This is a genomic window from Archangium sp. (genome assembly GCF_045802675.1).
In the GTDB taxonomy this organism is placed as follows: domain Bacteria; phylum Myxococcota; class Myxococcia; order Myxococcales; family Myxococcaceae; genus Archangium.
In genome coordinates, this window is the sequence record NZ_JBJMQO010000021.1 from 1 (window position 1) to 12,918 (window position 12,918).

Below are 12,918 nucleotides of genomic sequence, written 5' to 3' on the forward strand. Positions count from 1 at the left end.
CGCGGCGAAGCGTCTGGCCGGCTCCATCCTCGCGAGCGGGGGACAGGCCCTGGGTGTGCAGACCGACGTCTCACGCGAGAGCGAGGTCGCCGCCCTGGTGGCCGCCGCCGTGGAGAAGTTCGGCGGGCTGGACCTCCTCCACAACAACGCGGCCGCGCTGGGCCCGGACGTGCTGGGGAAGGATGGAGACCTGCTGTCGCTGGACGTCGCCACCTTCGAGCGCACGCTCCAGGTGAACCTCACGGGGGCGATGCTCGGCTGCAAGCACGCCATTCCGCACATGCTCGAGCGCGGGCGCGGGGCCATCGTGAACACGTCCTCGGCCGCGAGCCTCCAGGGCGACGTGGTGCGGGCCTCCTACGGCTCCTCGAAGGGAGGGCTCAACTCGCTCACCCGGTACGTGGCGACCATGTACGGGAAGCGGGGCATCCGCTGCAACGCCGTGGCGCCGGGCCTGGTGCTGACGGCCACCGGGCGCGCCGTCATGCCGCCGGCGATGCAGGAGTTGTTTCTGCGCCACCACCTCACGCCCTACCTGGGCGAGCCCGAGCACGTCGCCCGGGCCGTCGTCTTCCTCCTCTCCGATGGAGCGGCCTTCATCACCGGGGAGACGCTGCGCGTGGATGGAGGCTTCACCCAGCACGGGCCCACGGTGGCGGACTTCTCGTCCCTGCTCGCGAGCCAGCAGACCCTATCGGCGAAGGAGTAAAGGCCGTGCCGGCTACACCAGCCCGTGCTCCTCGAGCTTGTTGTAGAGGGTGCGCCGGCTGATGCCGAGCAGGCGCGCGGCGAGGGTGCGGTTGTCCCCGGCGCGCTCGAGCGCATCCACCAGGGCCTGCCGCTCCATGCCCTTGCGCTGCGACTCCAGGGTGCGCCCCTCGCCATTGGCCGCCCCCACCGCGGGCAGGGACGTGGAGCTCGGGGTGGGGCTCATGGGCGCGGGAGCCGGGGCCATGGGGACGATGCCCGGCTGCCGGGCCACCTCGCGCCTCACCTCGTCTCCGGTGAGGACGGGCCCGTCGGAGAGCACCACCAGGCGCTCGATGAAGTTCTGCAACTGGCGCACGTTGCCGGGCCACGGCTGGGCGCGCAGGGCCTCGAGCCCGTCCGGCGTGAGGGTGAAGGGCGGCTTGCCGTTGGCCTTCGCGTGCACCTCGAGGAAGTGGCGCACGAGCGGTTCAATATCCTCGGGCCTGGCGCGCAGCGGGGGCAGCCACACCGGCACCACGTTGAGCCGGTAGAAGAGGTCCTCGCGGAACTCGCCCTTGCGCACCATCTCCTCGAGGTTGCGGTGCGTGGCCGCCACGAAGCGCACGTCCACCTTCAGCGTCTGCGTGCCGCCGAGCCGCTCGAACTCGCGCTCCTGCAGCAGCCGCAGCAGCTTCACCTGCACCTGCGGGGTGATGTCGCCAATCTCGTCCAGGAAGAGCGTGCCGCCGTGGGCCAGCTCCACGCGGCCGGGCTTGCGGGTGGCCGCTCCGGTGAAGGCGCCCTTCTCGTAGCCGAACAGCTCGCTCTCCAGCAGGGTGTCCGGCAGCGCCGCGCAGTGCAGCTTCACGAAGGGGCCGCTGCGCCGGGGGCTCTCGTCGTGCACCGCCTTGGCCGCCAGCTCCTTGCCCGTGCCGGACTCGCCGCGCAGCAGCACCGTGGCCGTGCCCGAGGCCGCTCGCGCCAACAGCGCCTGCACCTCGGACATGGCGTTGCTGTGGCCCACGAAGCCGTTGGCCTCCTTCGCCAGCGGACGCACCACCTCCTGCTGCTGCTGCGCGCGCAGGAGCGCCTTGCGGATGCTGAAGAGGATTTCCTCCCGGTCGAAGGGCTTGAGGGCGAAGTCCGCGGCGCCGGCCTTCATGGCCTCCACCGCCAGCGGCACGGTGCCGTGCGCGGTGAGGAGGATGACGGGCACGTCCGGCCAGGTGCGGCACACCTCGGCGAGCAGCTCCATGCCGTCCATGCCGGGCATGCGCACGTCGCTCACCACCACGTCGATGGGCTTGCGGCCCAGCTGCCCGAGTGCATCCTGGCCATTGGGCGCCGTATGCACCGTGAGCCCCGCCTGACCCAGCAGCGCGCCGAGTACCTTGGCCACGGCCGGGTCATCATCCACCAGCAACACGCTTCCCTTGAGCAGCTCGGCCACGGTGCCTCGTCTCCTGATACGGGGAAGCCGATGCTACCGCGCCCTCGTTGGCGCGTCAGCGCCAGTGCGACCTGGAGGTACCCAAGACGCACCCTGCGTGAGATCATCCCGTTCTCCTCCTCTGGCTCCTGGCTGCTCGGGGGGCGAGCCGGGTGGAGCGTGCACGCGGGGAAGGGGAGGGCTCGCGGGTTCTCCCCACAGGAGTGTGCGTCATGAACAGGCAGTTTCGATTCCTCACGGTGCTCGTGGCCAGTGGTGCGCTCGGAGGGCTGGCGCTGACGGGCCAGGCGGCTCCCAAGGACGCGGGACCTCCGCTGGCGAAGGCGACCTTCGCCGGAGGCTGCTTCTGGTCCGAGGAGTCCGCCTTCGACAAGGTGGAGGGCGTGGTGTCCACCACGTCGGGCTACGCGGGTGGCCAGCAGGAGAACCCCACCTACGAGCAGGTCTCCTCCGGTGGTACGGGCCACGTCGAATCGGTCGAGGTGGCGTACGATCCAACGAAGGTCACCTACGCGCGGCTGCTGGAGGTCTTCTGGCACAACGTGGACCCGCTCGACGCGAGCGGACAATTCTGCGACCACGGAGACCAGTACCATTCGGCCATCTTCGTGCGCGACGAGGAGCAGCGGCGGCTCGCGGAGGAGTCGAAGCGGCAACTGGAAGCCTCGGGGCGATTCAAGCAGCCCCTCGCCACCCGGATCCTCCCCGCCCAATCGTTCTACCCGGCCGAGGGGTACCACCAGGACTATGCCCGGAAGAACCCGCTCCAGTACCGGCTCTACCGCTCCGCCTGCGGCCGGGATGCGCGCCTGAAGGAGCTCTGGGGCGAGGACGCGGGGAAGTAGGGCGTCCGGCGCCCCCGGGTTTCAATCGGGCTCGTTGCCCGCGGGGATGGCGATCGCGTGGCGCTCGAGCAACCGCCGCAGCTGCGTGCGGTGCATGCCAAGCGCTCGCGCCGTGGCGGCCACGTTGCCTCCCTGCTGCCGCAGTGCCTCCTCGATGCGGGTCCGCTCATCGGCCTCGAGCGGCCTGGCTCGCGACGCCGCTTCTCTCGCCGCCGCCTCCCGGTCTTCCGGCGGCGGCGCGGACGTGGGCACGGACATGGGAGCGGGCGCCGGGCCGGAGCCGAACGCCGTCCCCGCATTCGTGCTCAGGTGGCGGGCCTCCACGCGCTGGGCTCCGTGCATGAGCGCGGCCTGGATGGCGCTGCGCGTTTCGACCAGGAGCTCGCGGACGTTGCCCGGCCAGGGCCGCAAGAGACACGTCTCCACCAGCGAGATGTGCAACCCCAGCTCGGGTGCCACCTGCTGCACCTCGCGCTGCACCAGCAGGGCGAGCTCCTCGGGGCGCTGGCGCAGTGGAGGCAGCGACACCTCGGGCCGGCCGATGCGGAAGTACAGGTCCTCGCGCAGCTTCCCAGCCGCCACCAGCCCGCGCAGATCCTTGTTGCTCGCCGAGCAGATGAGGATGTCCACCGTCTTCGGCTTCGCGGCGCCCAGGGAGAGGATCTCCTTGGTCTCGAGCGCCCGCAGCAGCTTGGCCTGCACCGCCAGGTCCAGCTCCACCACCTCGTCGAGGAACAGCGTGCCGCCGTCGGCGGACTGGAGGTAGCCCTGGGCATCGGCATCGGCGCCCGAGTAGGCCCCGCGCTTCGCGCCGAACAGCAGGCGCTCGGCGATCGTCTGTGGAATGGCCGCGCAGTTGACCGCCACGAAGGGCCCCGCGCTGTGCGGACCGTTCTCGTGGAACGCGCGCGCCATGCCTTCCTTGCCCGTGCCGCTCTCGCCGTGGATGTGCAGCGGGAAGCCGAGCCGCGCCGCGCGCGCGACCTCCTCGAGCAGCGCCTGGACGGCCGGGCCGCGCACGAAGCCATCGCGCGTCACCACCCCGAGCTGCTCGAGCGGGTTCACATCCGCGTTCGGCACGAAGAGCGAGTCCCCCATGCGGATGACCCGCTGCACCTCGCGAGGCGTCTCGGGGGGAACGGGCTCGCCATCCACGAAGGTGCCATTCTGGCTGCCCAGGTCGGTGACCCAGAAGCGCCGCCCGTCGAAGCGGATGCGGGCATGCCGGCGCGACATGCGGGGGTCCTGCGCTTCACCCAGCGCGGGCGAGCCCCGTCCCAGCTCCAGCTCGCCCCCGTTGAGCGGCAGGGCCACCGCCATCGCCTTGCCCGGAGCGAACAGGCGCATCAGGCCCGGGATGCGCTCCACGCCCGCGGCGTCCTTGCCGCGGATACCACTCGGTTTCAGGGTCGACGCGTCCTGTTCCATGCGCGCGCATTATAGGCGGGATGGCACGGCTCCCTGTGTCAGCACGTGTGCCAGTGCCCGTGCCAGTGTGCCAGCCGGGGCGCTCCGCCTCGTGGCCCGGCGCGAGGCATGTGCCCGGGATTCCTGGGGCTCCCACGCTCCGAGCGCCTCCGCTGCGGTGCCATTCGTGCTTTGACCCGCTGGCACGGCTTTGGCTAAGCCCGTCGGCACAACCAGCGAGGGGGAACCCACAGTGGAGACGAGCAGCAATCACGACGCGGTCCAGAGCCACGGCACGCCGCGGATGTTCATGGGAATCCTGTGCGTGGCGATGGTGGTGGCCTCCAGCGGATGCGCCGGGTGCTTCGGCGAGCTTCGCGACCCCACCCAGCCGGGCACCACCACCAGCCCCAGTACGAGCGAGCCCCTGCCCACCAACGCCTGCTCCAGCGGCGGCTGTACCGCGCCGAAGGCCGTGATCGCGAGCATCACCGAGCTCGATTGCCCCACGGGCAACTGCGACCCGGGCAATCTCAACGGCAAGGGCATCTACACCGTCGAGGGGGGCAACTACTGCTTCTTCAACTTCGGCGACGGGCGCTTCTGCCCGGAATCCCTCGTCAATGACAAGACGGACGGAGTCGTGCTCGAGGTGCGCGACCGCAATTCACCCCTGAGCTTCCAGCGCAGGACGATCAAGGCCAGATACAAGGCCACCCCCAACAGCGCGGCCCAGGACGCGACCCTGCTCAGCATCCGCGGTGACAAGAGCCAGTTCAGCCTCCGCTACAGCGTGGCGGGCAATGAAGCCACCGCGACGGGGAACGACCTGACGAAATTCACGTTCAGTGTCCACGGGCTGGAGACCGCGCACGGGGATGCCTCTCCCCTCGCCGGCTACGAGTTCACCATCACCCCAGTGGGGCTGTTCAAGGGGCTCACCCAGTACGCCATCCAGTACCTGGATCTCTCCACGAACGAGCAGCGGTGGCACTGCCAGGGTGACGGGATGGTGCGCAAGGCGGACTCGCTCGTCACCTTCCTCCCCCAGGAGCGCGTCAGCGGCGTGAGCGGCCTGGCTCAACCGGAGACCAACGTGCTCACCATGGCCTGCCAGACGGGCGCCATCGTCACCTGCATGTCCTGGGGCTACACGCCGTGGAATGACAAGGGCGAGCTCGACAACGACCGCAACCATGTCTTCCGCTCCTGCCTCCAGGCCAAGCGGGCCGCCTACTTCGTCGGCAGGGGCGACCTCACGAGCTACACGAAGACGGGCACGGAGATCTACCTGCGCGACCAGTACGGCGTGGGCCTCAACCAGGGGGACGTCGTTCCCCACCTCGAGGCCCTCTGGAGCCCCACGGGCGCGGTGTGCGTCAACCCGGACAGCCTCCGCCATCTGAAGAACCAGCCCACTGTCACCCAGCAGGCCGGGAAGTTCGGCATCCCCACGTGCACGAGGCCGCCCGCGTGGAACGACCAGGGCAAGCTCGCCACCGGCCCGAAGGTGCTAGCGCCCTGAGCTGTCGTGCCCGGGCGGAGGGAGCAGGGACTCCGCCTCGCGCACCGCTTCTTCGTACTCGCGCCGCAGCAGGGGGTTGAGCGCGAGTGCCCGCGCGAGCGCGGTCCGGGCCTGACGGAGGGTGTCGAGGCGCCGTTCCGCCTCGCGCATCGTCCGCGCCTGAATCAGCAGCAGGCCCCCGCGCAGGGCATGGGCGGGCGCCAGGTCCGGGTCGAGCTGGAGTGCCTTCGCCACCTGCGCCAGGCCCGCGGTGACGGAGGTGGAGGCCTCTGCCGGTGGCGAGGCTTCCGCCAGCCGCCAATGGACCCGCGCCAGCTCCAGGTGGGTCTCGAAGTAGGGATACATCTCCACGGCGCGCTGGGCCTCGGCGAGGGCCCGCCGCAACAGGGGCAACACCGGCCGTCCTCGCCGCCGTGCCCACGCCGCCTCCGCCCGCTCCAGCCTCGAGCCCACGAGCCGGCACTCGACCAGCCCCGGGCCCAGACGCAACGCCTCCGCCAGCGCCTCTCGCCCCGCTTCGAGCCCCGCACCGGGCTCCAGGCCCTCACGTGTGGCGTGTTCCACCGTGAGCAGGTGGGCCGTGGCGCGCACGAGGTGGGTCTGTGCGGAGGCCGCGTTGAGGGCCAGGGATCGCTCGAGGTGGTGGAGCGCCTGTTCCACCGCCGGGCGGGGATCCTCGCCGCTGTCGAGCAGGTAGCGCGCGGACGTCAGCTGCGCCACGGCCATCTGGTTCAGCGTCCCGAAGAAGTGGTCATCCAGGGAGAGGGCCCGCTGGCCCGCCTGGAGCGCCTGAGCGACCCGCTCGTGTGGATTCCTCCCCTGGGCGAGCTCGTACGCCGCCATCACGTTGTACAGGTCGACCAGGTTCGCATACGCGAAGAGGTATTTCGGGTCGGTGCGCACCGCCTGGGTGAAGTGGCGCTCCGCCTCCGCGTAGGCCGCGCGTGGGTCTCCACCGTGCTCGCGCTGATGGTTGCCCTTCCAGCGCTGGACGAGCGCCAGGTCGTTGTGGGCCCACGGGTAGTCGGGTTGAAGCTCCAAGGCCTTGCCCAGCCAGGTGATGGCCTGGTCCCAGGAGGGGCCGGGATCCGCGTGCTCGCTCGCCTCCTGGAGGCCGCGCAGGAAGTAGCTGCTGCCCAGCGAGTCGTAGGCATACACGTCCCGCGGGTCCAGCTTCACGGCGCGAGCGGCGGTGTCCATCCATTCGGTGAGGATGGGCTGGGGAGCCAACCCGCCGTCCTGGAACTTCATCAGCCGGTACCAGTTCATCAGGACGAGGGCCTTCTGGGTGTAGCCCGAGGCGCGCAGCGGTGCGGCCTGGATGCCCCGGTCACCGGCCGCCAGCGCGTGCTCCAGCGAGGCCTTGCGCGGCCTGCCCTGCCGCTTGTCGAGCTCCGCCTGCTGCAACCACGTCTCCGCGAGCGCCTCGTGATTGCGCGCATCGCTCCGTCCGGATTCGGCCGCCTGCTCGTACAGGGCCGTCGCCGCCTCGAGCCCCGCGCGCGCCGGCTCGTATTCGCCCCGCTCCAGTTGCTCCATCGCCCGCGCGTAGGCCACGTCACCCGAGAGCTTGCGGGCCTCGTACATCCACGGCGTCTCCTTCACCGCTTGCGCGGCGAGCCGTGCCGCCTGGCCGTAGTCCCGGCGGTAGAAGGCGATGAGCCCCTCGAGGTAGCGGGGGGACTCCAGCTCCAGCCCCGCGCTGCGCTCGAGCGACTGGAGCGCCGGCTCGAGGTACTGCTTCTCCAACACCCGTTGGCGCTCGGCGACCCAGGCCTTGTCACCGCCGCGCCGCGCCTCCTCCATGGCCCGGTGGTACAGCTCGCCGAGCACCCGGCCCAGGGCGTAGTGGAGCTCGGGCGAGTCGATGCCCCGCTCCCTCGCGCGCATCAGCTCCCCGTGGGCGCGCTCGAGCTCGTTCATCGCCAGGTAGCCGCGCCCCAGCGCGTAGTGCACGAGCCCCTCGCCGTGCTCCCCGAGCTCGTGCCGCTGCGAGGCGATGCGCGTCATGCGTCCGCGGACGAGCTCCTGCTCGGGGCTCGTGTCATGCAGCGGCAGCATGTACGCCGAGCGGAGGAACCACTCCATCTCCTTCACCTGCTGCCCGAGCTGCCCGGCCAGTTGCGCGCGCTCCCCGGACTGCTGCCGGGTGTGCCGCGCCTCCAGCCAGGAGCGCACGCCGAAGGCCGAGACGACTCCGAGGCTCGCCAGCGACAGCGCCGAGACGGCCACCAGCGTGCGGTGCTTCCGCGCGCGCCGCCGCAGCCGGTACAGCAGGCTCGGGCGCTGTCCGAGGATGGGCTCGCCGTCGATGTAGCGCCCGAGGTCCTCGGCGAATGCCCGCGCGGATGGGTAGCGCTGGTCCTGCTCCTTGCTCAGGCACTTGAGGGCGATGATCTCCCGGTCGCCCGGCAGGTGGGGCGTGTGCGCGCGAGGGGAGAGCGGCTCCTCGTGGAGCACCTTCTGTAGCGTGCCGGCGAGCGACGAGTCGCTGAAGGGCACCATGCCGGTGAGCAGCTCGTAGAGCGTCGCGCCCAGGCTGTAGACGTCCGAGCGCCGGTCGATGCCGCGCACGTCACCCCGGGCCTGCTCGGGAGCCATGTACGAGGGCGTGCCCATCAGCGCGCCCGTCTGGGTGAGGCCGTGCCCCTGGCCGATGTCGTACGCGAGGCCGAAGTCCATCACCACGGGGAAGCAGCGGCCGTCCTCGCCGCGCTGGACCATGATGTTGGAGGGTTTGAGGTCGCGGTGGATGACGCCGAGCCGGTGCGCCTCGTGGATGGCCTCGGAGACATCCTTCATCACCTGCACCTTCTCGTGCAGGGACAGGGTGGGGGCGGCCTTGTCGAGGCTCTGGCCCCCGATGAGCTGCATGGCGATATAGGCCTTGCCGCCGACGTCGCCGACCTCGTGCACCTGGCACACGTTCGGATGGTCGATGCGGGCCTGCGCGCGCGCCTCCTGGAGGAAGCGCATCACCCGGTCGGGGTCCGCCCCCCGGATGAACTTGAGCGCGACCACGCGGCCCAGGCGCTTGTCCCTCGCCTTGTAGACCTCGCCCATGCCGCCGCGGCCCAGCAGCTCGAGGAACTCGTAGCGGTCCCAGTGTGGAACGGGGAAGGGCTCGCCCGGGAGGGTGCGGTCCAACGGTGGAGCGGCGGTGGGCTCGGGCTCGAGCGTCGGCTCGAGGGTCCGCTCTTCCTTACCGGGGGTCGACATGGGCGGAGGTGCTCGGGGGGCTCCCGGCACAGTGGCACGAGCTCCCCCGTGTCTCAAGTGAGCCTGCTCGGCCCCCTGGCTCGCGTCATTGCTTGCTGGAGGCGCTCCACGCCGGCTGACCGTCCGCGCTCCCGCCACCATTGCTCCGCGAGCGCGAGGTCCCATCTCCCGAGGGCGGTGCCTGGGTGATGACCTGGGCGGCCATCAGCGTCTGCACCACCCGGAGCACGTCGTCCGAGCCCGTGGCCAGGGCGCTCTGGCTCCCGTTGGAGCCCGTGGCTCCGCCGAAGTTGACGAACTGGCTGTTGGTGAGCGCCCCGGCCACCGCCCGGGTCAGCTCGGGGGCGAGCTCCAGGCGGCGCAGGTCGAGGTACACCTGCCCGGCCTCCAGCAGCGCCTGCGCCTTCTTGCGGATGGCGTCCGCCTCGGCCTCGGCCACCAGCCGGATGCGAGAGGCCTGGGCACGGCCCTCGGCCTCCATGGCGATGACGTTCTGGTCCGCGTCCGCCTGGGCCTGGGTGATTTGCGTGGCGCCGAGCTCGGCCTGCCGCAGGTCGCGGATGACGGCCTGGCGCTCGGCCTCGGCGCGGGCGATGGCCGCTCCGTTGGAGGCGATCTGCATCTTCAGGGCGCGCTCCTGGTCGTTCACCTTCTGCGCGGCCTCGAGCTGGGCGATCTTCGAGCGCTGCTCCTCGCGCGCCTGCACCACGTCCGCGCTGGCCTTCGCGCGCGCCGCGGATTCACGCCGCCGGGCATCGGCCACCTCGCTCAGCACGGCCTTGATGTTGAGGCTGTTGAAGGACAACCCCAGGTCCAGCAGCTCGCGCGAGCAGGCCTCCTTGATGATGACCGCCAGCTCGTCGTCCTCGCCGTGCGCCACCAGGGCCTCCTTCTCCTTGAGCGGAGCGAGCGCGGCCGGCGCGGCGGTGCGCGAGTTGAAGAGCTGGTCGTGCTTGAGCAGGTTGATGGCGCGCCGTCCCGCCGAGGAGAGCACGTCGGTGAGCGTGGAGAGCTGCTCGTCGTCGCTCTTGGAGAAGAACTTGTTGGCGGCGGTGTTCACCATCGAGTCCTCCTCGCCGACGCTCACGATGGCGGACGCCTTGACGGTGACCTTCACCGGCGCGGGCACTCCGGTCGAGTCCATGTCCGCGGTCTGGTCGGTGATCTCGATGTCCACGTTGATGGCGGAGGCTGGAATGACGCGGCTCACGGTGAAGATGGGAATCACCGTCGCCTTGCAGGGTCCCCGGTAGATGCGGAGCTTGCCGTTGAGCCAGCTCACCAGGCGGATCTCTCCGGCCTCCACGTCGCGCAGGAATGCGCTGACGATCATGGGGGTAAGGATGACGACGCTCAACGTGACCACGGCCGCGATGATCAATGCATTCACGGGAGTCTCCTTGACTCACGACAGCGAAACGGTGACGCGCTCGTTCTCGGGGTCCACGTCCTCGATGCGCAGCTTGTCCCCGACACGGACGGGCAGCATCGACTGGGCCTCGACGAGCCGGGCGCTGAGCTGGACGCTGCGGCCATCCCGGATGACCTGCACCAGCCCCTTGCCATTGCGGAACGGAGTGACCGCGCGCGCCTCCTCCATGAGGAGCGCCGGGAACGGTGAGCTGGGCTGCCCCTGAAAGCGGAACGCGAGCTTCCAGAGAGGAGCGAGGAGGAAGCGCTCGACGAGGAGCGCGGGGAGGAGCGCCAGCAGGGCCGCGAGCCAGGGGGAGCCGAAGGTGAGCGCCAGCACGTTGCCGAAGGCGCCATAGAGCGCGAGCAGGCTGAAGACGAGCCGGGGCGAGGGAATCAAGTGCAGCAGGTCGTGGCCCGTGTCGCTCTTGCCCGTGGCGTGCGCGTGGGCGTGGGTGGCATGGGCATGGGGCGTCACCGCATGGCCCGGGTGCGGCGCGTGAGGTCCTGGGGCGGGCGCATGTGTCACGTGCGTGCCGGTAGGGTGGCCCACGTGCACGTGTCCACCACCGTGGTGTCCCAGGTGCCCGTGATGGAAGAGCCCGGGGATCGCCATGGTGCCCAGGCCCACGAGCCCCACGCACATCACGATGAGGAAGAAGAGCATGCGTCACCCGGCCCCGAGCGGAACGGACCGGCTCCCCCGTGAAACCTGAAGGCACTCACCCGCTGGATGCGGAATGTAGGGCCCGGGTGCGCCTCGGGGACATGCACGCGAGGGCAATGTGTCGGGGGCACGACCGATGGGGCCCGTGCTTCGTCAACCCGGCCAGGGTTCCGCTTCCCTCCGCACGGTGACGCCCGTGGGCGCGTCAGCGGCAGGCAGGCGCAGCGTCACGGTGGTGCCGCGTCCCTCGTGGCTCGTGAGCGACACCTGTCCTCCGTGCGCCTCCACCACCCGCCGCACGAAGGCGAGCCCCAGCCCGCTCCCCGTGGCCTTCGTGGTGTAGAAGTCGTCGAAGGCCCGCTCGCGCGTGCGTGCGTTCATGCCCTCGCCGCTGTCCTCCACGCTGAGCGCCACGCCCGTTCCCTCGAGCTTCGTGCGCAGCGTGAGCGTGCCCCCGCGCGGCATTGCCTCGAAGGCGTTGCGCACCAGGTTCTCCACCGCGTTGGCCAGCAGGTCCCAATCCCCCGAGCAGCGCGGCAGCTCCGCCGCCAGCTCGCGCCGCAGCTCCACCTCGGGGCGTCCGGTGAAGGTCTGCAGCGAGAGCACGCTCGCCGCCAGTTGGTTGAGATCCACGGGCTGCATCAGCGGCTCCACCCGGCCCAGGCGCTGATAGGTGCTCACCACCCGATCCAACCGCTCCACCTGCTCCAGCAGCAGGTCGAGGAACTCGCCCTTGTCGTCCCAGGGGCGGCCCTGCGCGTGCTCCACCTTGAGGTACTGCGCGGCCCCCTTGAGCGCGGCGATGGGGTTCTTCAGGTCATGCGCCATCTGCGCGGAGAAGCGGCCCAATGTGGCCATCTGTTCCAACCGCTCGCGCTGGGCGACGAAGGCGGTGACGCCCCGGCGGGTGATGGCCAGCAGCGTCAGGGTGATGGCCGCCGTCAACACCACCAGCGCGCCATACTGCGCGGCGAACACCTGGAAGACGGCCAGGTACGAGAGCACGCCCACCAGCGCCAGCAGCAGCGCGTACATCGCGTGGACGGTGGACAGATCCTTGCCGAAGAGGCGCAGGCGCAGGGCCACCACGGCGATGGCGGGCAGGCCGAGCAGCGTGCCCAGGTTGCCCAGGCGCGGCACGTCCTGGCCCAGCACCGCCACTAGGTCCGTGCCCAGCAGCGACACCAGCAGCGCCAGGCCCGTGAGCAGCAGCCCCGCCCGGGTGCGCTCGATGGAGCGGACCTCGCGGCGCAGGTGCCAGGCGAGCAGGCCGAAGCCCCCGAGCAGCAACGGCGCGCTGAGCGCCAGCACCGCCACGGCGAAGCCCCGCGAAACCACCGCCGTGGCCACGCGCGTCGAGCCCAGTCCCACCAGCGCCGTGGCCGCCAGCGCGCCGAAGACGCCGTACGCGGTGAACATCACCGCCGACAGCCGGCGCCGCTCGCCCACGAAGGAGAGGATGAAGTGCATCGCCGAGGGCGCGCTCATCAGCGCCGCGCTCGTGGCCATGAGGCGCCAGCCCGGCCCGCCCGAGTGCGCCAGGGCGAAGTCGGAGAAGTTCCACGTGGACAGCGAGATGCACAGCACCGACAGCGGCAGCGCCATGGGACTGCGCCCCACTCGCACCAGCGCCAGCCCCGCCAGCGCCAGCAGGCCCACGCAGGCCCCGAGGCTGATCCACGCCTGGGTCGTCATGTCTCCTCCG

At 70.8% G+C, this 12,918-nt stretch carries 9 protein-coding genes; 3 read left to right on the forward strand and 6 right to left on the reverse strand.

Annotation, left to right across the window (positions count from 1 at the left end; translation table 11 throughout):
• Window positions 1-709, forward strand: a 709-nt coding sequence (locus ACJ8AN_RS05285; protein ID WP_407754128.1) for an SDR family NAD(P)-dependent oxidoreductase, incomplete at its 5' end; no start/stop codon positions are given.
• A 12-nt stretch (window positions 710-721) separates the two neighbouring features.
• On the opposite strand, the gene ACJ8AN_RS05290 is transcribed toward ACJ8AN_RS05285, so the two are convergent.
• Entirely contained in the window at window positions 722-2,140 is a 1,419-nt protein-coding gene (locus ACJ8AN_RS05290; RefSeq protein ID WP_407754129.1) for a sigma-54-dependent transcriptional regulator, read from the reverse strand.
• Between the two features lie 212 nt (window positions 2,141-2,352).
• Here ACJ8AN_RS05290 and msrA point away from each other — a divergent pair, with 212 nt between their 5' ends.
• Complete coding sequence (msrA, locus tag ACJ8AN_RS05295) at window positions 2,353-2,985, forward strand: peptide-methionine (S)-S-oxide reductase MsrA (RefSeq protein ID WP_407754130.1); 633 nt, start codon at window positions 2,353-2,355, stop codon at window positions 2,983-2,985.
• A gap of 21 nt (window positions 2,986-3,006) precedes the next feature.
• Here the strand turns inward: msrA and ACJ8AN_RS05300 are convergent, their stop codons facing one another.
• Window positions 3,007-4,413 carry a sigma 54-interacting transcriptional regulator gene (locus tag ACJ8AN_RS05300; protein WP_407754131.1) on the reverse strand — a complete coding sequence of 469 codons (1,407 nt, stop codon included), beginning with the start codon at window positions 4,411-4,413 and terminating at the stop codon, window positions 3,007-3,009.
• A 232-nt stretch (window positions 4,414-4,645) separates the two neighbouring features.
• Here ACJ8AN_RS05300 and ACJ8AN_RS05305 point away from each other — a divergent pair, with 232 nt between their 5' ends.
• Window positions 4,646-5,917 carry an ADYC domain-containing protein gene (locus ACJ8AN_RS05305; RefSeq protein ID WP_407754132.1) on the forward strand — a complete coding sequence of 424 codons (1,272 nt, stop codon included), beginning with the start codon at window positions 4,646-4,648 and terminating at the stop codon, window positions 5,915-5,917.
• Here the strand turns inward: ACJ8AN_RS05305 and ACJ8AN_RS05310 are convergent.
• From ACJ8AN_RS05310 to ACJ8AN_RS05325, 4 genes are all read right to left on the reverse strand, one after another.
• On the reverse strand, window positions 5,906-9,136 hold the full coding sequence (locus tag ACJ8AN_RS05310) for a protein kinase domain-containing protein (protein WP_407754133.1): 3,231 nt from the start codon (window positions 9,134-9,136) through the stop codon (window positions 5,906-5,908). The two genes, ACJ8AN_RS05305 and ACJ8AN_RS05310, sit on opposite strands and share 12 nt — an antisense overlap.
• Before the next feature lie 85 nt (window positions 9,137-9,221).
• Window positions 9,222-10,526 carry a hypothetical protein gene (locus tag ACJ8AN_RS05315; protein WP_407754134.1) on the reverse strand — a complete coding sequence of 435 codons (1,305 nt, stop codon included), beginning with the start codon at window positions 10,524-10,526 and terminating at the stop codon, window positions 9,222-9,224.
• A gap of 15 nt (window positions 10,527-10,541) precedes the next feature.
• Window positions 10,542-11,213: a hypothetical protein gene (locus ACJ8AN_RS05320; protein ID WP_407754135.1), complete on the reverse strand. Its 672-nt coding sequence runs from the start codon at window positions 11,211-11,213 to the stop codon at window positions 10,542-10,544.
• 153 nt (window positions 11,214-11,366) lie between these two features.
• Window positions 11,367-12,908 (reverse strand): two-component system sensor histidine kinase NtrB, encoded by a 1,542-nt coding sequence (locus tag ACJ8AN_RS05325; protein WP_407754136.1) that lies wholly within the window; start codon window positions 12,906-12,908, stop codon window positions 11,367-11,369.
• Window positions 12,909-12,918 lie beyond the last annotated feature (10 nt).